Origin of the sequence: Bradyrhizobium sp., from assembly GCF_030693485.1 — a bacterium.
GTDB lineage: Bacteria > Pseudomonadota > Alphaproteobacteria > Rhizobiales > Xanthobacteraceae > Bradyrhizobium.
In genome coordinates this window covers 14,515-35,554 of record NZ_JAUYAN010000327.1, presented here as the reverse complement: position 1 = coordinate 35,554, position 21,040 = coordinate 14,515, and the positions used below count along the sequence as shown (strand labels likewise).

Below are 21,040 nucleotides of genomic sequence, written 5' to 3'. Positions count from 1 at the left end.
GGGCCGCGCCGGCCCATCCTGCGAACGGAGCTGGACCGGGCCGATCAGGGCGCGATCGGCCCGCAGGAACCGGGTGAGGGGCGCGGAAGCCTGATTTAGTGCCCCAGGGGACGGAACATAGTGGCTCCTGGCCGCTTGTCATGCACCTTCCCAATCACATGGAGTTATCATGATCCGCCGATTTTTCGGAACAGCCGCGCTTGTCGCCGTTCTCGCCATTCCTTCGCTGGCCCTCGCCCAGGGCGTCCCCGGCGGCATCGAGCGCGGCGCGCGCGATGGCGAACGGGCCGCCGGTCCGGTCGGCGCCGTGGTCGGCGGTGTAGTCGGTGGCGTGGTCGGCGGTGTGGCCGGAGTCTTGGGCGTCGATGAGCGTCCGCGCTTTCGCAGCTACGTGGTCGAACAGCGCCGCCCGTCCTACCAGTACCGCGAAGACGTCCGGGTCGGCGTCGTGCTGCCGGAAGACGGCGTCACCTATTACGATGTGCCACAGGAATATGGCGTTCGCGAGCATCGCTACACCGTCGTGAATGGCCGCACCGTCCTGGTCGAACCGCGAACCCGCCGCATCGTCGAGATCGTCGAGTAAAAACCGACGCAACAAACATAGAACATGGGGCTGTCCTTCGGGGCGGCCCTTTTTTCGGCCATGAGCCAGCCGCCAGATCCCGCATCGGAACTTTAGGCTGCGACCGTTGTTATGAAATCATGACACAACCTGACACCTGGTACGTGGCCTTCGGGCCGGACAAGACCATCAAAACGGACGACAGCGCCGAAGGCGTGGTGCGATCGACCCGCACGTTCAGGTCGGAGGTCGACGCCAAGCTGTTCGCCATGCAGATTCTGGCCAAGGGCTGGTCGGCCAGCGCCGGCACGCTCAACCCGCATCAGCCCAAGCAGGTGATTGGCGCTTCCCAGATCGAAAAATGGGCCGACCCGCGCGTCAACGCGTGAGGCCGCTCAAGCTCTCGCCCCAAGCGAGGCGAGGTAAATAAAACCGCCCACCACAATGTAAACCGTTGCCTAAATCGCAGCCATCGGCTCGGCCAGAATGCACCTAGCGATCCGGTCCGGCGGCACTTGCACATTGGGCGGCAGGCTTTCGATACAACGCGGCTGCGCGAAGGTGCAGCGCGGCGCGAACGAGCAATTGACGGGCGCCTTGTCGAGCGAAGGTGGCGTCCCCGGGATGGTTTCCAGCCGCTGGCCGCGCTTGGCGCCGTGCACGGTGGAAGCCAGCAGGCCGCGTGCGTAGGGGTGGATCGGCGTGCGCACGATCTGGCTGAGCTTGCCCTGCTCGACGATCTGGCCCGCATACATCACCGCCACCCGGTCGCAGATTTCGATGGCGACGCCGATATCATGGGTGACGAAAATGACGGACATGCCGAATTCGCGCTGCAGTTCACGCAGCAACAGCAGAATTTGAATCTGCACGGTAGCGTCCAGCGCCGTGGTGGGTTCGTCGGCTAACAGGATCTTCGGCTTGCAGGCCAGCGCCAGCGCGATCATGGCGCGCTGCCGCATGCCGCCCGACATCTCGTGCGGATAGGCGTCGAGCCTTCGCTTGGCGGAGGGGATCCGCACCACCTCCAGCATTTCCAGCGCCCGCGCAGTCGCGTCGGCCTGGCTCTTGCCCTCGTGACGCATCACACTTTCGGAAATCTGCTGGCCGATGGTGTAGACCGGATCGAGCGCCAGCGCCGGCTCCTGAAAAATCATCGAGACGGTCTGGCCGCGAAACGCCGACAGCTCCTCGTCGTCCAGCGCCAGCACATCGCGCCCCAGCACCTGCACGGTGCCGGAAATCTGCGTCCGCTTTTTCGGCAACAGCCGCATCAGCGCGCGCAGGGTGACGCTCTTGCCGGAACCGGATTCGCCGAGCAGGCCGAGCACCTCGCCCTCGCCCAGCGTGAGACTGAGGTCATTGACGGCATGCACGGTCCGCTCGCCGCTGAAACGAATGTTGAGGTTCTTGATCTCGACGAGATTGCTCATCGCTTTTTTGGTACCCGGCCGTGGAAGTCGGTGGCGCGCTGGAACGCAGCACCGATCCGCAAAATCATGGCTTCATCGAACGAACGGCCGACCAGCTGCATGCCGACCGGCAGGCCGTCCTTGGTGAAGCCCGTCGGAATCGAAAGCGACGGCAATCCCAGGTAATTGATCGGGCGGGTGAAGCGCGTCAGCCGCTGGATCATCGCCTCGGCGTCGGGACTGTTGCCGACGTCGCTTTCGGCGATTGTGGGTGCTGCGACCGGCGACACCGGCATGATCATGGCATCGACGCCGGCGACCGCGGCGTTGTGCGCGGCCAGAGCCGGACCGCGCCAGCGCATCGCCTCCAGATAGGATACGCCGGATACCGCGAGCCCGTTCTGCAGCCGCATCAGGACCTGCGCGCCGTAGTCGCCGGGGCGTTCGATCATCCAGCGCTTGTGGAACGCGGCGGCTTCGGTCGCGAGCACGAACTGGCACGCCGCCGTGAGCTGGCGCTGCTCGGGCAACTCGACCTGAACGATATTGGCGCCTTCGCGCTTGAGCACCGCCAGCGCTTCTTCGAAAATGCGGGCGACTTCGGGATCGAGATCATCGACGTAGAACGCGGTGGGCACGCCGATGGTCAGACCCTTGATCGGTTCTCGCGTCGCGGCCATGTAATCCGGCAACGGACCTGCGATCGCGGTGGGGTCCGCCGGGTCCGCTCCCGCCATCAGGCCGAGCAGCAAGGCGCAATCCTCCGCGCTTTGGGCAAGCGGGCCGACGGTATCGAGCGACTGCGACAGCGGCATCGCACCGGCGCGGCTGACGCGGCCGACCGTGGTCTTCAGTCCGGTGACGCCGCAGAAATGCGCCGGCAGCCGGATCGATCCGCCGGTGTCGGAGCCGAGGGCCGCGAAGGTCAGCCGTGCCGCGACCGCCGAGCCCGAACCCGACGACGAACCGCCGGTGATGTGATCGATGTTCCAAGGGTTATGCACCGGCCCGTAATGCGGGTTATGGCCGGTCGGGCCGTAGGCGAACTCCACCATCTGCAGCGAGCCGAGCCGAACCGTGCCGGCGTCCTTCAGTCGCTGCAACGCCGTCGAAGTCGTGGTGGCGACGAAATCGCGGCGGATTCTCGAACCGCAGGTCACCACGTGGCCGGCGTCGTAATACATATCCTTGTGCGCCAAGGGCACGCCGTGCAGCGCACCGCTCACCTTGCCCTTCGCCCGCGCCGCGTCAGCGGCATCGGCCGCGGCCAGCGCCCTGTCCGCCTCGATCGACATGAAGGCGTTGAGGCTGGGCTGCCACTGCGCGATCCGCTCAAGACAGGATTGCGTCACCTCACGCGACGAGACAGTCTTGCCCGCGATCGCCTTCGCGACCGCCGTCAGCGACATCAAGGCGGGTTCGGTGCTCATGTGGAAACCTTTGCCGCTTGCGTCAGCTGGAAGCTCGCGGGCTCGAGGTCGAACGGCAGCGTGCCGGCAACCGGCGCGAAACCCTCAAACGCCGGCCCCATCGAATGGGCTATGCGTCCCGCGACATCGGCATCGACCGGCACGCCCGTGACGTCAGCCATCGCCTTGATCTCTTTCGCCGTCGGTTTTGTCATCTCGCGTTCGCTCCCTGTCTATTACGCATGATCATCATGCGTGTGCCGGTGCGCGACTGTGCCCGGACCCTGGAATCGCCATGTAGCACGCCGCTTCATGGCCCATTGTATCGAGTGCAGTGAGTTTTGGTGTGGCGTTTCCGCAGAGCGGTTCTGCGAACGGGCACCGGGTATGAAACCGGCAGCCCGGGGGCGGATCGATCGGATTGGGCGGATCGCCGGAGATCGGCGGCGTCTCGGTGCGGTTGTCGGGATCGGACGACGGCATCGCCGCCAGCAACGCCCGGGTATAGGGATGCGCCGGCGCGTCCCACACCCGGTCGACCGGACCGAGCTCCACCACTTCGCCGAGATACATCACCAGTACGCGGTCGGACATGTAGCGCACCACGTTGAGATCGTGGCTGATGAAGAGGTAAGTCAGCCCGAATTCGCGCTTGAGATCGACCAAGAGATTGAGCACCTGCGCCTCGACCGACTTGTCCAGCGCCGAGACGGCTTCATCGAGGATCACCAGCCGCGGCGACAACGCCAGCGCGCGCGCGATATTGACGCGCTGGCGCTGGCCGCCGGAAATCTCGTGCGGATATCGGTTCGCGAAATGTTCCGGCCGCAGGCCGACCTTGCCGAGCAGTTCGCGCGCCAGCACGCGCGAGGCGTCATCCGCCATGCCGTGCACCTTGGGGCCGAACGCGATCGACTCTTCGATGGTGAGCCGCGGGTTGAGCGAGGCGTAGCTGTCCTGAAACACCATCTGCATGCCGCGACGAAGCTCGCGCAGCGACAGCGCGCGCCCGACCTGCAGGCCGTCATAGATGATATCGCCGGCATCGCGTGTCATCAAATGCATCAACAGCCGCGCGGTGGTCGACTTGCCGCAGCCTGATTCCCCGACGATCCCGACCGTTTCGCCCTTGGCGATCGAGAACGAGACGTCGTCGACCGCGCGCACCGTCTTGCGCTTCGCAAACAGATGGCCGCGCACCGGGAAATGTTTTGTCAGGCCATTCACCTGCAGCAGCGGCTGTGCGGTGCCGCCGACGTCCTCGACCTTCTCCAGCGTTTCGACTGTGGCGATTTCGTTCATGGTGTCAGTTCCGGATGTCCATGGCGCTGCGCATGCCGTCGCTGAGCAGGTTGAAGCAGATCGATACCGCGAAGATCATGGCGCCGGGCAACGCCGCCACCCACGGATTGACGTAGATCGCGGTGCGCAGCGTGTTCAGCATCAGGCCCCATTCCGGCTCCGGCGGCTTGGTGCCGAGGCCGAGGAACGACAGGCCGGCGGCCAGAATCATCGATACCGAGATCAGGCCGGTGGCATAGACGAAGATCGGTCCCAGCACGTTGCCCAACATGTGCACCCGCATGATGGTGAAGGCGCCGGCGCCGGAGGCGCGCGCCGCCTCGACGAAGTCCATATTGCGCACGCCGGTGGTGACGCTTTCGGCCACGCGGGTGATCGGCGGCACGAACACGATGGTCAGCGAGACGATCGAGTTGACGATGCCGGCGCCGAGCGCGCCCGATATCGCGATCGCCAGCAGCACCGAGGGGAAGGCGTAGAACACGTCAATGGTGCGCATGATCACGGTATTGAGCTTGCCGCCGACATAGCCGGCGGCGAGGCCGAGCGAGGTCCCGATCATGAAGGCGAGGATGACAGGCAATATGCCGACCAGCAGCGACAGGCGCCCGCCATAGATCAGGCGCGCCAGCATGTCACGGCCGAGTTCATCGGTGCCCAGCGGATAGTTCGGCGTGCCGATGTGGCGGAGCCGGCGGATCATCGAACCCTGATAGGGATCGGCGAGCCCGAGCCACGGCGCGAACACGGCGGAGAGGAAGATCAGCGCGAGAATGAAGGCGCAGACCATGCTGACCTTGTCGCGCGCGATGCGGCGGCCGACCGTGGCCCAGTAGCCCCGCGCCTTGGTGGCGGGCGCGACCTGCAGGGCCGTGTCTGTCATCGCGCTCATGGTGTGATCCTTGGATGGATATTCACCGCATCAGCTCCGCTTGATACGCGGGTCGATCGCCGCCTGCGTGATATCGACCATCAGGTTGAGAAACACGAAGAACAGCGCCAGCACCAGGATGGTGCCCTGCAGCAGCGGCAGGTCGCGCTGGAAGATCGCGGAATTCAACAGCAGGCCCGAGCCCGGCCAGGAAAACACGGTTTCGATCAGGATCGAGCCGCCCAGCATGTAGCCGAGCTGCAGACCCATCACCGCCATCGCGGTCGGTGCGGCGTTCTTGATGACGTGGCGGAACACATGGATCTCGCGCAGCCCCTTGGCGCGCAGGGCCTCGACGAAGTCCTGCGAAAGAATATCGCCAGTCAGCGCGCGCACAGTGCGGGTGACGATGCCCATCGGAATCACCGACGTGGTAATCGCGGGCAGGATCAGATAGCGCAGGTGTTCCCAGTCCCAGCCCCAGGCGCCGGAGCCGCCGGGGCCGGCGCCGACCGCGGGCAACCAGTTGAGCTGCACCGAGAAGATGATGACCAGCACCATGCCGAGCCAGTAATGCGGCACCGAGACGCCGGCGATCGCGATCGAGGTCGCGACCTTGTCGATCCAGGTGTCGCGGAAATAGCCGGCGAGCAGGCCGAAGAACAATCCGAGCGTGAAGCCGATCAGCGCGGCCGCGATCGCCAGCGTCACGGTGTTGCCGACGGCGCGCATGACTTCCGAAAGCACCGGACGCCCGGTGGCGATGGAATTGCCGAGATCGCCATGGAGCGCCTTCCACACCCAGATGCCGAACTGCACCGGCAGCGGGCGGTCGAAGCCGTAGGCGATGCGCAATTGCGCCGCCAGTTCCTGCGAGGCGTCAGCCGGCAGAACCGCGACGAGAGGATCCCCGGGCGTGATGTGCACCAGCAGAAAGCACACCAGCGCCACACTGATGACGATGGGAATCACATAGATAATACGGCGGGCGATATAGACGAGCACAAGTCACCTTTTTCTTCCCTTCTCCCCTTGTGGGAGAAGGTGGCCGTAGGCGGCCTGCGGCAGTCGTCTCCAAGGACCCCGATGCCTTGCATCGGCTATGCGCAGTCCGCGCCGGATGAGGGGTCTGCATCCGCAGAGAAAGACCCCTCACCCGTCTCGAATGCGTCAAGCGCATTCGATCCACCCTCTCCCACAGGGGAGAGAGTAGAAAGCGCAGAGTCAGCCAATCACGGCGCCATCGTGATCGGCGAGAAGTCCACGAACCAGCTCTTCGGTTGCACAAATCCCTTGACCTTGGGGCTCATGGCGCGCGGAGAGACGTCGTGGGCGACGTAGAGGAACGCCGCGTCGTCGACCGAGGCCGCATGCAGTTCAGCCAGCGCCGCATCGCGCGCCGCCGGCTCGAAGGTCTGGCGCGCCTTGGTCACCAGCTCATCGAACTTGGGGTTGTTGATAAAGCCCCAATTATTCGAAACCGGCGGCGCCATCGACGATTGCAGGAAGCGGACCAGCGCGAAGAACGGGTCCATCGCCGCATAGGTGACGTTGGTGGCGTTGGCACCGTTGGCGGTGGGATCCTTGGCGCCGCGGCGCCAGTTGGTGAACAGCGTATTCCACTCGATGACGTCGAGTTGCACGTCGAAATAGCATTCGCCCAGAGCCTGCTGCAGATACTCGTTCATCGGCAATGGCTGCATCTGGCCGGAGCCGGATGCCGAGGTCTGGGTCTTCACCGTCAGCTTCTTGGTCGGTCCGAAGCCGGCTTCCTGCATCAGCTTCTGCGCCGCCGCCTTGTCATACTTGATCTGGAAGGTCGGCTTGCCGCGCCAGGGATGACCGGGTTCGAAGGTGCCGGTCGCCGGCACCATCAGGCCGGCCAGCAGGCCGTCCCTCAACCCTTCGCGGTCGATGCAGAGATTGGCCGCCTTGCGAACGCGAATGTCGTTCCAGGGCGAGCCCTCAACACGCGAGAACTGCCACGGCCAGACATGCGGCGACTCGTTGGTCTGGAGCTGAAAGCCGCGCTGCTTGATTTCCTTCACGGCATCCGGCGCCGGCGCCTCGATCCAGTCGACCTGGCCCGAAAGCAGGGCGGCGGTGCGCGCGTTGGCCTCGGGCATCGGCAACAGCAGCATCCTGTCGACCTTGGGAACGCGCGCCTTGTCCCAGTAAGCCTCATTCTTCACCAGTTCGAGCCGCTCGCGCGGCGTGAATTTCGACATCTTCCATGGCCCGGTGCCGGAGGCGTCGCGCGCGAAGCCGGCCCAGGCGGCCTGAGACTTGGCCTTGGCGTCAGCGCCTTCCGCCGTCTCGAACAGCTTCTGCCATTTCGAGGGGCTCGCCATGAAAAGGTTGGTCAGATTGATCGGCAGGAAGCTGTCGGGCTCCTTGGTGGTCAATTCCACCGTGAGATCGTCGATCTTGCGGGCGGAAGCCAGCGTCGGCATCCGCGACGCGGTGACGCCGACCTGGCTCGGATCGAAATGGGGTGCATCCTGTTTGAGCACCTTTTCGACGTTCCAGACCACGGCGTCGGCGTTGAACGGCGAGCCATCGTGGAATTTGACGCCGGGGCGAAGCTTGAACGTCCACTTCTTCTTGTCGGCATCGTCGACCTTCCATTCGGTCGCAAGCCCGGGAATCACGACGCTCGGCTTGTCGGCGGAGGAGAGATCCCACAGCGTCAGGCCGTCATACATCGTGAGGCCGGTGAAGCGGTTGCCTTCAAAACCCTGATCCGGCTGGCCCAGCGTGCGCGGAATATCGGCGGCGGTCATGCCAATGCGCAGGGTGGTTTGCGCCTGGACTGCCTGCGGGAAAGCGGCGACCAAGCCGACTCCGAGCACGGCGAATGTGGCAGCCCGGTACTTCCAAGATTTTAAGGCACGCATCCCAGCAACTCCTTCTCGTTTTTGATGACTATTTCTGATGCAATTTCATGCAACGCGCATGCCAAGGGAAGCGAATATTCTCCGAAGGGCGATTTGACGCACAATTCGTTATGACTGCGCGACACCGGCGATGCAATGAATACCTATTCTGGCATCAAGTTTGCAATGCACAACCGGCTTCCCCTCAACGGAGTTTGGTTCATGCGCGCCCGAAATTCGATGCTTATTGCTGCGGCGGCACTCGCGGTAAGCACCGGTTTGTTCACCGCACCGGCGCAAGCCGAGACTGAAGTGCGCCACGGAATTTCGATGGCGGACATGCCCGGCCTTGCCACCGAATGGAAGGGTCAAGATATCCAACACCTGGTTTCACCGTAAAGCCGTGACGTCCCTGGTTTCGCAATGGTTTCGCAGGGATGACAAGAGGGCGCTATTTCGTCAGCAGCGCAAACGCGCCGTTCCAGTCCGCTGGCGGCGGGTTTTCCTGGTAGAGGCGGATTCGCGCCTCGTACAAGCCGTACAGGTATTCCAGCGCCTGGACGTCGTCGGTCTTGCGGCCGCGTTCGATCGCCGCCAGCGCGCCGTCCCAGTCGCGGCTGCGGTAGCACGCCAACATCTCGATGGTCAGGTTGCGCAATCGCTGGAACGTTTCGGATTGCGCGGTGTCCTCGCGGCCGGCTATGGCATAGATAACCTCCGGCTCTTTCTTGCCCTTGACCATGATGAAGTCGAGTTCGAGAATCGCAAACCGGTCCTTCACCGCCATCGCGGTCTTCGAGCCGATGATGATCGGAAAGCCGTACTCCTTGGACTGCCCTTCCAGCCGTGACGCCAGATTGACGCTGTCGCCCAGCACCGAATAGTCGAAGCGCAGATTCGACCCCATATTGCCGACGACGCAGACGCCGGTGTTGAGGCCGACGCCGACATTGATCGGGATATAGACGTGGCCGCCGTCCTGTGCCTCGATCTCGCGCTCCTGGTTGAGTTCTACGATTCGCTCCAGCATGTCGAGGGCGGCCTCGCAGGCGTTGATCTCGTGCTCCTTGTCGTCGAGCGGCGCGTTCCAGAACGCCATGATGGCGTCGCCCATGTATTTGTCGATGGTGCCCTTGCGATCGAGGATGGCGTTGGTCAGCGGCGTCAGGAACCGGTTCATCAGCGCCGTGAGCCCCTGCGGATCGTGCTTGTACGATTCCGAGATGGTGGTGAAGCCGCGAACGTCGGAGAACATGATCGTCATCTCGCGCTCCTCGCCGCCGAGCTGGAGCTTTTCCGGCGACTGGGCGAGTTGCTCGATCAGCGCCGGCGAAAGGTACTGGCCGAAGGCCGAGCGGATCTGCCGGCGCTGCTTCTGCTCCCGGACGTAACTCGAGAACACCAAAGTGAGGTAAATCGAGCTGGTCGAAATCAGAGGATAGGTGAAATCGATCAGCAGACGATGCTGGGTGTAGAAATACCAGGAGGTCCCGATCAGCACCGTCGCAAACAGGGCGCCGACCGCAACCAGGGTGACCGGTCCGAAGTTCGGCGCAAACGCGATCACCAGAAGCCCGAGAATGAGCGCGAAGAAAAACTCCGCCGATATCGCCCAATTGGGCTGCGACAGCACGGTTCGGGTCAGCACGCCTTCGAGCACCTGGGCATGAATTTCGACGCCGGGCATCACGGGATCGATCGGCGTGGTCTTGACGTCGAGCAATCCGACCGCCGAGGTTCCTATCAGCACCAGCTTCTGCGCGATCTTCTCGGGCGGCACGCGGCCTTCCAGCACATCCAGCGCCGAGACGTAGATCGACGGATCGCGGCGCGCGAAATGCACCCAGACCTGGCCGTTGCGATCGGTCGGGACCTCGAAGCCCGAGACGGCGACGCTCTGGAGGCCGGCCTTGTCGGCCTTGGTCAGGATCGTGCCGGCGCCGGAGGCCACCCGCAGCATTTCGAAGCTCAGCGACGGCATGGTCGCGCCCTGCGCCAGCATGATCATCGGCACCCGCCGCACGATGCCGTCGCGCTCGTTCTTGATGGTGAACAGGCCCCGCCCGGCGGCCGCCTGCTCCAGCACCGGGACGTTGCGCAGCAGCCCCTGGAAATCGATCAGGAATGGCTGCGGCTCCTCGCCACGCATCGCCAGCCCCGTCACCGGCAATGATTTGTCGAGTTCGCCGAGCACATAGGGAAAGCCGGACTGGCCCAGCACCACGCGGGAGCGCTTGAGCGCAGCCGCCAGAATCTGGTCGTTGCTCGGCAGCGCGCGCAGCTTGGCCCTGGTTTCCTCGTCGAGATTGGGGATGGTGTCGGCCGCGATCCCGGGATTGAGCCGGTCGGGCTCCGCGAACACGATATCGAAGGCGATCACGACGGCGCCGAGGGCGGTGAGCTTGTCGATCAGTTCCGCGACCCGGGTTCGCGGCCAGGGCCACTGGCCGAGCTTCGCCAGGCTCTTCTCGTCGATATCGACAATGCTGACTGGCCTTGCCGTCTTCACCCGGGGCTCGATGGCCTGGAAGCCATCGAAGGTCCTGACCCTGAGCTCCTCGACCGCAAAGGGATCGGCGACGCGCAGCGCCGCCAGCCCGATCAGGATCGCAAGGCAGACCAGCCTGGCAATCCCGAACCTGCGCTTGAACCAGCGCCGCAATACCCTCAGCCGCTTCATCCCGTTTGGGTATCACATCAGGGGATTGCGGCACCAGATGCCGGATTCCCGGACGCCCCTATAACCTGCGCATAAATCGGCTATATGCTGGGTGGTGCGATATTCGAAGCTTCGGGGCCCTGCGGGAATATGTCCAACCTTGTGAGCGGCACCCTTCCGCCAGTAGCGCCGCGCCACGACGCCATTCGCGCGCTGCTCCGGGCCGGCGACAACGACAAGGCAATCGTCCAGCTCTGCGCGATCACCGTCAGCGATCCCGACGATCTCGTGGCCAGGGAATTGCTGTTTGATGCGTTCTTCCAGAAGCGCGACTGGACGCCGGCGCTGGCGCTGGCCGAGGAGCTGAACCGCCGCCAGCCCGGCATGGCGCGGTTGCAGAAAGCCCGGATCGCGACGCTTTCGAATATGAAGCGCTTCGACGAGACGATCGCGCAGGCGCAAGCCTACATCGCCCAGCACGGCGAAGACCTAACCATTCTCGACACCCTCAAGGTCGCGCATTTCTATGCCGGCAAGACCGAAGAGGCGATCCGCCATGGCCAGCGCGCCCTCGACCTGCGCGACGCCGAGGCCTGCCGCAACCCGCTGCCGTTCGCCCTGAAGGAGCCGGCCGGGCCACCCACCGGACGAAAGATGATTTCGTTTTCGCTGTGGGGGCCACAGCTCTTCTACGCCTATGGCGCCATGATCAATCTGGTGCTCTGCCGGAAGGTGTATCCGGACTGGACCTGCCGCTTTTACGTCGACGCGACGGTGTCGCCGGCCTGCATCGCCTTCCTGCGCGACAACGGCGCCGAGCTCAGGAACATGGCGGACGAATATCCGGGGGTAGGCCTGTTCCAGCGCTTCCTGGTCATGGACGACCCGACGGTCGGGTATTTTCTGGTACGCGATTGCGATGCCAGGGTATCCGCGGCCGAAGCCGATGCCGTTCGGCAATGGATCGACAGCGGCTATCCGTTTCACGTCATGCGCGACCACGTCATGCACAACGAACTGATGATGGGCGGCACCTGGGACGGTCGCGCCGACTGCGGCATCGAGATCGCCGAACTGATGCGGCGTTATTTTATCAGCGGGCCGACGGCGAAATACGGCCACGACCAGCGCATGCTCGGCCTGCTGCTGTGGCCGCTGATTCGCGCGCGGTGCCTGGTGCACGACCGGCATTACCGGCTGGCGGCGGGGCACACGGTGCCACTGGGCGAACGCAAGGGGCATTTCGGGGCGGGCCATCAGGACCTAGCAGCGGTGCTGGCGGAGGTCGATCGGATGGGGATTCCGCGGGTGGGGTAGGATCGCGAGGATCTTGCCCGCATCACGACATGAGCCGGATTCCGGCGTCAGTTGCCGACGCCGCCGGAAGGCAGGATGAAATCGTTGGCACTCAGGTTGAGAAGTGAAACGTTCCTCAACAGGATCGTATCCTGGTTCGGGTGCTCACCGTCCACATTCAGGTCGATGAGAACGTCGGCACCAATGGCGGTAGCAGTAGCGTGATTCGCAAGCCAGCTGGTGAAGCCATTTTCCTCACCGGGATCGAAGGCGACGTAGTCCAGTTCGATCTGATCCTGCCCCGGCGTAAAATTGATGATGGTGTCGCGACCGGAGCCATTGGTCGCCGCGAACACGAACTGGTCATAACCCTCGGTCGCGTAAATGATATCCTTGCCCTGCGTGCCGAACAGAGTCGGATTTTCCCCGGTCACATTGAAGATGAAATGGAGGCTGTCGGTGTCGTGGCCGTCGTCGATTGTCACCGTCACCATGTCGGTCAGCGGCGGCGTGTCCAGGTCGGGCGCGTAGGTGATTCCATCCGCCAGCATCTCGTTGATGGCCTCAAGTGTCCCCGTGCCCGCGAACGTGGCATCGTCGCCGTCGTCGACAAGGTCGAGCCCCGATATCGACCCGGCCGGCGCCAGGGTGCCGTCGCCGGCCACGGCAGAGATGGTCAGCCCTTCGGTGTAGAAGTCCAACACCGAAAGCTGGCTTACGGTCGCGCCGCCGAATTCGTCGCCGGCCGTCTGCAGGCTGTTGCTCAGGATGACCGGGCCGCTGTCGACGGGAACGCCGTGCTCGACATAGAGCGTCGCCAGGGTTTCCTCGCCGTCCTTGTACTCATACATGTCGAACGACACGCCGGCGGTCGCATTATCTCCCTGATAGAATATTTCCGTGGCCATCGGGAACCACTGACCATCCGGATGCCCGGTGAAATGGCCGGCGAGCACCACGTTGTCGCTGGAATTGCCCAGTATCCGGACCACACCATCTGCGTTAAGTTCGAAGACGTCTTCCGGTTCGACGATCACGGCGTTGGCATCGGTCGTGTTCAGATCGACGATTTCGATGCTGGTCAGATTCTGACCCTCGGGACCAGCGGCCAGATTGAACGCGCCGGACAGCTTGACGGTGTCGACTCCGTCGCCGCCATCGATATTCCACGCAGCGTTGTCACTGATGGTAACGACGTCGTTGCCGCCGCCCGCGACGATGGTATCAGCGCCGCCCCCAGTATCGAAATAATCGACGAGGTCGCCGCCGCGCAGCACATCGGCGCCGACACTGCCGTGGCTGTCATGGCCATACTCGGCCAGCATATTGTCGAACTCGGTGGAGTCGTGACTGTCCACCGCTGCGTCGAGCAATCCCGCCGGAAGATTGTATCGCACCGCGTCGAACAACGGGCCCGACGGACCGGTGACATGGAAGCCCTTGATGAGGCCGCTGTCTATGGAATATTCACCGCTGCCCAGAGTGAACATCAGATCCTTGGCGTCGATCTCAATCGTTCGACCATCATTCACCACGGTAATGTGCGTTTCGTCGATCGCCGTGATGGTACCGTTATAAAGATCATTCCACAGCGTCGTGGTGTCGTAACCCTCCGTCGTGTGCACCCTGAGATCGACCAGCGACGGCTCGAACGTCACCGTGACAGTGGCGGGAGACGAGATCGCGCCATAGCTGTCGGTGATGGTGTAGGTAAACTCTTCCGATAGGGTTTGACCCGGCTGCAGGTCGTAGATCGGAACGCCGGGAATCGGCTCGTCGTTGGCGTCCTGGCCGATCGCATAGATGAAGTTGCCGGCATAGACGTGGAAGTTCTCGAATCCCCCGAACGTCACCGATTCGTGCTCAGTGGCAAACAGCTTCAGCGTTCCATACTGTCCCTCGATCGTGTAGATGCCGTCGTCCAGCGTCGCCTCGTTCTCTCCGTACGCAGCACCGGAGATCACGAACGGGTGCTCGTCGGGGTCGCTATCGTTGGTGATCAATGTGCTGGCAATAGCGAGGTAGTCGGGGCGGACGAGGACATTGTCGGGGCCTGCGACCGGCGCCTGATTGGAGGGCGGCGCGACGACATCGACCGTGGCCTCGAAAGCGTCGGATCCATCGCCATCGTTGAGCGCAAAAGTCACGGTGCGGAGACCGATATCGGGGTAGGAATTATTGTTCTCGAACCGGATAGCCTCAGCCAGCGCGTCGACCGCGTCATCGGTGGCGTTGTCGTTCAGGTACACCGTCAGACTGTCGCCGTTGTCCGAGAGCGTGCCGATTTCAACGGCCAGACCCGCGCCGCCGCCGTCGGCATCGAACATGACAACCTGGCCGCTGGCGACAGCAGCAACCGAGATGAATGCGTTGCCCCCGATCGACAACCTGTCGCCACTGCTGCTGTTCCATACCGTCGCGCTCAACGAGCCGCCGCCGTAATCGTCGCTGTCGATATCGCTGACCGAAACACCGCTGACGACAGCCACCGATCCGCCACCGGCAGCGAACGTCGCCGCCGGATTGGCGGCCGTGAATTCCGGCTTCTCGTTGGCCCCGTTGACGGTGACGACAATATCCTGCGTCGTGCCGTCCGCCGACGTCACCATCAGCGTGTCGTATTGAACCTCACCTGCGGCCAGGCCATCGACGCGCACATGGACAAGCGCATAGGTCCAATCGCCGGTGGTGTGATCGAAGGTGAAGTCGCCGTAAGTGCCCACCAGCGCCGTCGGGGCTACCGCCTGGAAATAGCTCTCGCCGCTGTCGGCATCCTGCACTGTCAGCGTGCCGTCATCGAAATCATGCCCGTGGATCGAACCGCTGGGAATGGTGGTGTCGTCTTCCGTCACCTCACCCGTGGTGTCGCCACCGAAGGTGGCGGGGTGGCCGTCCGCCTCGACGTCGACCGTGGCGGTGAAATAATCGGTGTTGTGACCGCCATTGGCGGTGCCGCCGCCATCGTCGAGCGTGAAGGTCACGGTCCTGGTGCCGGGCGCGACATTCGACTTGGCGTTGGAAAACTGGATCGCCTGCGTCAGCGCGGCAACGGCATCGTCGGTGGCGTTGTCATTGAACGCAATCGTGAGGCTGTTGAAATTGTTGGTCAGTGTACCGATGCTGACGAAGTCGGCGTCACCGCCTTCCCCGTCGGAATCGTAGCTCACGACATTGCCGGAAATCGCGAACTGGATGTATTCGCTCTCCGCGATCGACAGCGTATCGCCCTCGCTGCCTCCCGCAGTCACGGTCGCGGTCAGCGACCCGCCGTCGTAGTCGTCGCTGTCGATGTCGCTCGCCGTGACATCACCCGCGATCGCGACAGCTGCGCCCGTGTAGGTCGCCTCGAGATCGTTACCTGTGAAGTCAGGCGCTGCATTGACGGGCGGTGCTGCGAAGATGAAATCGCTTTCGACCAGCGTGGTGACGCCGCGCAAGTCCAGCGTGCCGCGTTCGCCGAAGTCGATGAGGGTGTTGTTGCCTTCGGTAACCGCGATCAGATCGGCGAGATCGGCGAGCGAATGGACACCCGCCACGCCGGTGAGGTCGATCCGGTCGCCCTCGCTGCGGTTGAAGTCGTGAACAGTGTCGATGCCCGTCGTATAGACGAAGGTGTCCGCTCCGGCGCCGCCGTACAGGTCGTCGTCGCCGCCGCTGCCGTCGAGCCTATCGTTGCCGCCAAGGCCGTCGAGAATGTTGTTATCGTCGTCGCCGGTGAAATTATCGCCGAAACTCGAGCCGCGGACCTGATTGACGCCGTCAAAAATATCGTGGCCGACCGAGGCGTCGCCATCGGCGGTTCCCAGCTTCATGTCGACCGTCACGCCCGAAGTGGCGTTGTAATAGCCGAGCTGGGTCGTGCCGTTGCCGGTGATCTGGTCGTCGCCGCCGAGGCCCTGGAATTCGTTGAAGCCGACGAAATTCAGCGCATCGTAAATGTCGCCGAACCGGGTACCGATCACCGACTCGATGAAGACCAGAGTGTCGTGGCCGACCGAGGCGTCGCCATCGACGGTGCCGGCGAACATGTCGACGGTAATTCCCGTGGTAACGTTCGGGTCATTGGAATAGATCGCCTGGTCAAACCCGCCGCGGCCGTCAATGGTGTCGTCGCCGCCCCGCGCGTCGAACTGTTCGATCGTTCCCTGCGCGTTGTTGCTGCCCCGCAGGATGTCGGCGAAATCGCTGCCGCCGACCCCGTTGACGCCGCTGAAAACGTCGTGCCCGACCGAGGCATCGCCGTCGGCGGTGCCGTCTGCGATATCGACCGTGACAGCCGCCTCCGCATTGAAATAGATGACGCGGGTGTTGCCGTTTCCGGTGATGGTGTCGTTGCCGGCCAGTCCCTCGAACTGATTATAGGTGCCGTTGTTGCCGACGTTGAACAGCGCGGCATCGAGGTGGTCGGAATTGCCGAATCCGGTCGCATCAAAGCTGTCGGCGAAATTGGTGCCCTGAACGCCTTCGATTCCACGCAGCGTATCGGTGCCGGTCGAGGCATCGCCGGTCACGGTGCCCAGCGTGAAATCGACGCTGATTCCGCCCGTGGTGTGGGTCATGTTGTTGTATTGCGCGATGTCGAATCCACCGCGGCCATTGATGAAATCGTCGCCGGCGAGGCCCATGAACTGTTCGTTGTTGGCGCTGCCGAGCAGCGTGTCGCCGAACATCGAGCCCATCACGGCGTTGACGCCGCCATAGATGACATCGATCCCGACCGATGCGAGATCGAGGTTCGTCAGATTGAGCGCGTCGGCCCTGTCGCGCGCCAATCCGGTACCGCCGGCAGCGGTATTGGCGAGGTCGACGAACACGGCCGCTGTCGACTGCGAATACTGGATCCGCGTGTTGCCGTTGCCGGTGATGCTGTCGTTGCCGTCCTGGCCGTCGAAACTGTTGAAGAACCCCAATGAGCCGGCGTTGGTGCTGGCGCCATTGAACCCCACGGCATTGTAGGTATCGGCGAAGTGGGTGCCCCGCACACCTTCCACGCTGTACAGAATGTCGCTGCCGATCGAGGCGTCGCCAACCACGCTACCGGCAGCGAGGTTGACCGTGATGCCCGACCGGGTGGCGGGGTCGTTGTTGTAGGCGGCGAAATCATAGCCGCCGCGGCCATCGATCGTATCGTTGCCGCCGCGGCCGTCGAACTGTTCGAAGCTGCCGTCTTCGTTGTCGCTGCCGCGCAGGGCGTCGCCGAAACGGGATCCGATCACCGTGCTGACATTGGTGAAGTGGTCCGTTCCGACCGAGGCATTGCCGGTCGCGGTGCCCGTGGCCATGTCGACCGTCACCGCCGCGCTGGCGCTGGCATAGGAAATCCGCGTCAGCGCTTGGCCCTGCACATTGACGTTGCCGGTGACGATGTCGTCGCCGGCCATGCCCTCGAAGGAATTGAAGCCGACAGGCACGCCCGGCAGGCCGGATGAGCCGGTAAAGCCGGTCGCGGAATAGGTGTCGGCGAAGTTGCTGCCCTGCACGGCTTCCACAAACTGCAGCGTGTCGGTGCCGACGCCTTGCCCGGTCACCATTCCCGCCGCGAGATTGACGGTGATGCCGCTGGTTGCGTCGGTGTAGACCGCGCGGTCAACGCCGGTCAGGCCGATGAGCGTATCGTTGCCGCCGAAACCCTGCAGGATATCGTTGCCGGCGGTGCCGGTCAGAACATTGTCGTTGTTGTCGCCGGCGATGGTGCCGGGGTTGGCCACCGCCACCGTCACCGGCAGATCCGCATCGTAGACCACCACCCGGACCGGAATCTGCATCGTGCCGCTGTCATTGGTCAGCAGGATGATGAAATCCTGCGTCACTTTCTGGCCGGGCAGTAGTGCTGCGAAATCAGACTTCGGCTCGCTGAAATTCCAGACAATGTCGCCATTGGCATTGAACGATGCGGTGAATCGGCCGTTCGGATTCGCCACGCTGAGCGTGGCGCCGTTGTTGTCGCCGGTCAGCTCGATGACGCCTGCAGCGGTGAGGATAGCAGGCGAACTGGCGCGTTCCTGGATGATCGCGCTGCGGCCCGAGGTCGGGTCGGCGAGAAAAATATCGCCGGTGCCGGGAGCGGCGCTGCTGGCGAACGCAATGTACAGACCGCCGGCGCTGATCGTCGCGCCCAGATTGGCGACGGCGTCGGGCTGGTTGCCGTTGGCGAGGTTCGAAACCCTGGTGTAGACGGGATTGGCGGGATCGCTGATATCCACGAGATAGGTATCGGTGACGGCATTGCCGTCGCCCGCGAATTGGGCGTCGCTGGCGAAGATGATGAAATTGCCGTCCGGGCTGATCACCGGATTATAGCTGGCGCCCGACGCATTGGCGGTGTGGAACACGACCTGTCCGGTGGAGAGATCGTAGAGATAGATTTCCGAATGGCCGCCCGGCGCGTCGCTTTGATAGACGACATAGCGCCCGTCGGCGCTGAACGAGGCCGCGCTCATCCCGGCGTCGGTGGCTGTGCCGGCGATCGCGGTGGCGGCGCCGGTCGCGAGGTCATAGACGAAGAGCTGACCGGAGCCGCCCGGCTCCGCCGCATCGGTCTGCCAGAACGCGATCATCTGGCCGCCGGCGCTGATCGCCGGCAGCCACACCGCGCCGGTTTCGCCGATCGCGGCCGCCGTGATGGTGGCGATCACATGGCCCTGGGGATCGTAGATTCCGATGCTGTTGCCGCCGTGCTCGACGACGATCCTGCTGCCGTCGCCCGACACCGCGGGCGCGCCGCCGGCGGTGAGCTGGGTGGTTTGCTGATAATGCGCCGTGTCGGAAGGATCGTTGTTGTAGATGAAGACCCAGGATTGGGTGCCGTCGGTGCCCTGGAACACGACGGTGCGGCCATCGGCGCTAATGGTCTGGCCGCTGTAGCTGAAGCCGTTGCCCGCTTCGGCGATCGTGATCGTTGTATGGGTTTGATGTTCGTAGAGGAAGATCGTGCCATCGGGGTCGTAGACGATGAACTGCCCGTCGGCGCTCATGACGGGGCCGAAATGGTCGCCGCCAGGCCCCGAGATTTGGTTGACCGTCGGCGGGGTGACCACGAAGGGCAGCGGTGCGGGAGGAATCACCACCGTGACCACGATCGGAGCACCCGGAGATGGAGGCGGTGTGGGAATTCCGGTCGGCACTTGGCCCGGCGTCGGCAGGTTGAGCTCGACCGTAACAGGCGCACCATCGCCTGAGCTGGCAGGCGCGTTGCCGGAAACAGGGATGTATTCGGGCGCAAGCGGGTTGGCCGGGGTGCTGCCGGCGGAGGCATACTGCCGCGGATTGGCAGTGTTGTTTTCGGTGTGCTGCGGAAGGTTCGGATCGATCGCCTTCTGGATCTCGTAGAGGCTCAGCGCTTCCCGAAAAATAGCAAACTCCTGCGCAATCTGCGCGACGGTCTTGTTGCTCTCCTGGGCGATCACTTCGAAATTGGCGATCGGCGTCAGCGTCAGCGTCGTGCCGTTGCTGGTCACAGTTCCGATCAGGACACCCCTGCTATTGAAAACCTGAACCGAATGAACCTGGCCGTCGCGCTGGTCGATCACCGAGATCGAGACCTTGCCGTCGACTGCGGAGATGTCGAGAATCACCGCGGTGCCGCGAATGCCCATGGTGGCGACGGGCGTGCCGACCTTCATGTCACCGGTCTTGGCGACCTGGCCGGCGACGAAGCTGGCCGCGCCCTGCACCAGGGTGAACAGCGACGAGTTCGCGGTGCTGCTGGCGTCGTAGGTCAGGTCGTTCAGCATCAGCCGCGCGCCGGCGCTGAGGTTGAAGGTGGTGCCGTCGATCATGACCAGGCCGAGGCTGGAGCCGCTGCCGGTCTGCACGACGTCGTTCTGCAGGACGGTGTCGCCGTTGTTGAGCGCGACGGTGACGCCGTTGCGCACGACGCTGGCGCTGCCGGTCATCTTGACGACATGACCGACCACCTTGGCGGCGGCGGCCGCGGCGGTGCTTGCAGCCTGGGCGTATTGAACGTGCCCGGTCATGGCTTCGATGAAGCCGGGGTCGAGCGGCGCGCCATCAGGCGAGAGCAGCGTGGGACGCTTGTCGCCCTGGAAGTAGTTGGACACCACCACGCGATGCAACTGATCCGAAACGATCAGGTCGGCGCCGGACCGCGAATAGTCGCCGGAAAACAACAGATGCGCATCGGGAATGGTAACGCTATCGCCGCCACCCTGGTGTCCCAGCGCGTCGATCTTGAAGCCGGCACTGGAAAAATTATCCGGCGTGCCCGACCCGAATTTACCGGCGAAGTTCAATGCGTCACCGTAAATGGTTAATTTTCAAAGAATATCGTCTATGGAATCCTGCTTATCACTGGACGGAACAATCCGAAACCATCTCCAGCTTGTGCAAACCTCATTCCGGGAGGCCGCCTTGCACGGCCTGCTCTTCCGGGATCTCCAAGACTTGAAGTATTGGTCCAAGTTTTCGCGAGTAAATCATCGCCAGAAATAGTTATAAACGCTACATTTTTCGTCGTCCATTGTATAGAATTCAGGTCCGATCTTGCCTCAAACTGATACTGAAATATTCTTGCGGGCATACTGCGTCATTTCCCCGGCAAAGATTGTGAACCAGCTTACACGCGGTGAATTTCCCTCCGCATTAGCCATATCCAGCGGAAGATCTCCCCGGACAATCTCAGAATGCATTT

Annotated in this window: 13 protein-coding genes; 4 read left to right on the top strand and 9 right to left on the bottom strand. The window is 63.3% G+C overall.

The features are described from left to right. Positions 1–169 precede the first annotated feature (169 nt). A complete protein-coding gene (locus tag Q8N40_RS24245; RefSeq protein WP_305319435.1) occupies positions 170–586 on the top strand; it encodes a DUF1236 domain-containing protein in 417 nt (138 codons plus the stop codon). A gap of 119 nt (positions 587–705) precedes the next feature. Continuing rightward, positions 706–954, top strand: a complete 249-nt coding sequence (locus Q8N40_RS24240; RefSeq protein ID WP_305319434.1) for a hypothetical protein — start codon at positions 706–708, stop codon at positions 952–954. Positions 955–1,023: 69 nt separating this feature from the next. Here the strand turns inward: Q8N40_RS24240 and Q8N40_RS24235 are convergent, their stop codons facing one another. From Q8N40_RS24235 to Q8N40_RS24205, 7 genes are all read right to left on the bottom strand, one after another. Further along, on the bottom strand, positions 1,024–1,998 hold the full coding sequence (locus tag Q8N40_RS24235) for an ABC transporter ATP-binding protein (protein ID WP_305713607.1): 975 nt from the start codon (positions 1,996–1,998) through the stop codon (positions 1,024–1,026). Continuing rightward, positions 1,995–3,407 (bottom strand): amidase, encoded by a 1,413-nt coding sequence (locus Q8N40_RS24230; protein WP_305713606.1) that lies wholly within the window; start codon positions 3,405–3,407, stop codon positions 1,995–1,997. The genes Q8N40_RS24235 and Q8N40_RS24230 overlap by 4 nt, the downstream gene beginning before the upstream one ends. Then, positions 3,404–3,601, bottom strand: a complete 198-nt coding sequence (locus tag Q8N40_RS24225; RefSeq protein WP_305319431.1) for a hypothetical protein — start codon at positions 3,599–3,601, stop codon at positions 3,404–3,406. Before Q8N40_RS24225 ends, Q8N40_RS24230 begins: the two co-directional genes overlap by 4 nt. A gap of 34 nt (positions 3,602–3,635) precedes the next feature. Then, positions 3,636–4,688, bottom strand: a complete 1,053-nt coding sequence (locus Q8N40_RS24220; protein ID WP_305713605.1) for an ABC transporter ATP-binding protein — start codon at positions 4,686–4,688, stop codon at positions 3,636–3,638. Between the two features lie 4 nt (positions 4,689–4,692). Continuing rightward, on the bottom strand, positions 4,693–5,580 hold the full coding sequence (locus tag Q8N40_RS24215; protein WP_305713604.1) for an ABC transporter permease: 888 nt from the start codon (positions 5,578–5,580) through the stop codon (positions 4,693–4,695). 30 nt (positions 5,581–5,610) lie between these two features. Next, positions 5,611–6,564 carry an ABC transporter permease gene (locus Q8N40_RS24210; RefSeq protein ID WP_305713603.1) on the bottom strand — a complete coding sequence of 318 codons (954 nt, stop codon included), beginning with the start codon at positions 6,562–6,564 and terminating at the stop codon, positions 5,611–5,613. Positions 6,565–6,791: 227 nt separating this feature from the next. After that, on the bottom strand, positions 6,792–8,456 hold the full coding sequence (locus tag Q8N40_RS24205) for an ABC transporter substrate-binding protein (RefSeq protein WP_305320606.1): 1,665 nt from the start codon (positions 8,454–8,456) through the stop codon (positions 6,792–6,794). 135 nt (positions 8,457–8,591) lie between these two features. On the opposite strand from Q8N40_RS24205, the gene Q8N40_RS24200 reads away from it, so the two are divergent. Further along, positions 8,592–8,834 (top strand): hypothetical protein, encoded by a 243-nt coding sequence (locus Q8N40_RS24200; protein ID WP_305320607.1) that lies wholly within the window; start codon positions 8,592–8,594, stop codon positions 8,832–8,834. A 52-nt stretch (positions 8,835–8,886) separates the two neighbouring features. On the opposite strand, the gene Q8N40_RS24195 is transcribed toward Q8N40_RS24200, so the two are convergent. Next, on the bottom strand, positions 8,887–11,115 hold the full coding sequence (locus tag Q8N40_RS24195) for a CHASE2 domain-containing protein (protein ID WP_305713602.1): 2,229 nt from the start codon (positions 11,113–11,115) through the stop codon (positions 8,887–8,889). Positions 11,116–11,256: 141 nt separating this feature from the next. Between Q8N40_RS24195 and Q8N40_RS24190 the strand changes: the two genes are divergently transcribed. Continuing rightward, on the top strand, positions 11,257–12,411 hold the full coding sequence (locus Q8N40_RS24190; RefSeq protein ID WP_305713601.1) for a hypothetical protein: 1,155 nt from the start codon (positions 11,257–11,259) through the stop codon (positions 12,409–12,411). 47 nt (positions 12,412–12,458) lie between these two features. On the opposite strand, the gene Q8N40_RS24185 is transcribed toward Q8N40_RS24190, so the two are convergent. Continuing rightward, a complete protein-coding gene (locus Q8N40_RS24185) occupies positions 12,459–20,642 on the bottom strand; it encodes a VCBS domain-containing protein (RefSeq protein WP_305713600.1) in 8,184 nt (2,727 codons plus the stop codon). Positions 20,643–21,040: the final 398 nt, after the last annotated feature.

Excerpts from the sequence above, each read along its gene's own strand:
- Q8N40_RS24245 (WP_305319435.1), top strand. The coding sequence starts at position 170 with ATGATCCGCCGATTTTTCGGAACAGCCGCGCTTGTCGCCGTTCTCGCC.
- Q8N40_RS24225 (WP_305319431.1), bottom strand. The coding sequence starts at position 3,601 with ATGACAAAACCGACGGCGAAAGAGATCAAGGCGATGGCTGACGTCACG.
- Q8N40_RS24220 (WP_305713605.1), bottom strand. The coding sequence starts at position 4,688 with ATGAACGAAATCGCCACAGTCGAAACGCTGGAGAAGGTCGAGGACGTC.
- Q8N40_RS24215 (WP_305713604.1), bottom strand. The coding sequence starts at position 5,580 with ATGAGCGCGATGACAGACACGGCCCTGCAGGTCGCGCCCGCCACCAAG.
- Q8N40_RS24205 (WP_305320606.1), bottom strand. The coding sequence starts at position 8,456 with ATGCGTGCCTTAAAATCTTGGAAGTACCGGGCTGCCACATTCGCCGTG.
- Q8N40_RS24195 (WP_305713602.1), bottom strand. The coding sequence starts at position 11,115 with ATGAAGCGGCTGAGGGTATTGCGGCGCTGGTTCAAGCGCAGGTTCGGG.
- Q8N40_RS24230 (WP_305713606.1), bottom strand. The coding sequence starts at position 3,407 with ATGAGCACCGAACCCGCCTTGATGTCGCTGACGGCGGTCGCGAAGGCG.
- Q8N40_RS24200 (WP_305320607.1), top strand. The coding sequence starts at position 8,592 with ATGAATACCTATTCTGGCATCAAGTTTGCAATGCACAACCGGCTTCCC.
- Q8N40_RS24240 (WP_305319434.1), top strand. The coding sequence starts at position 706 with ATGACACAACCTGACACCTGGTACGTGGCCTTCGGGCCGGACAAGACC.
- Q8N40_RS24235 (WP_305713607.1), bottom strand. The coding sequence starts at position 1,998 with ATGAGCAATCTCGTCGAGATCAAGAACCTCAACATTCGTTTCAGCGGC.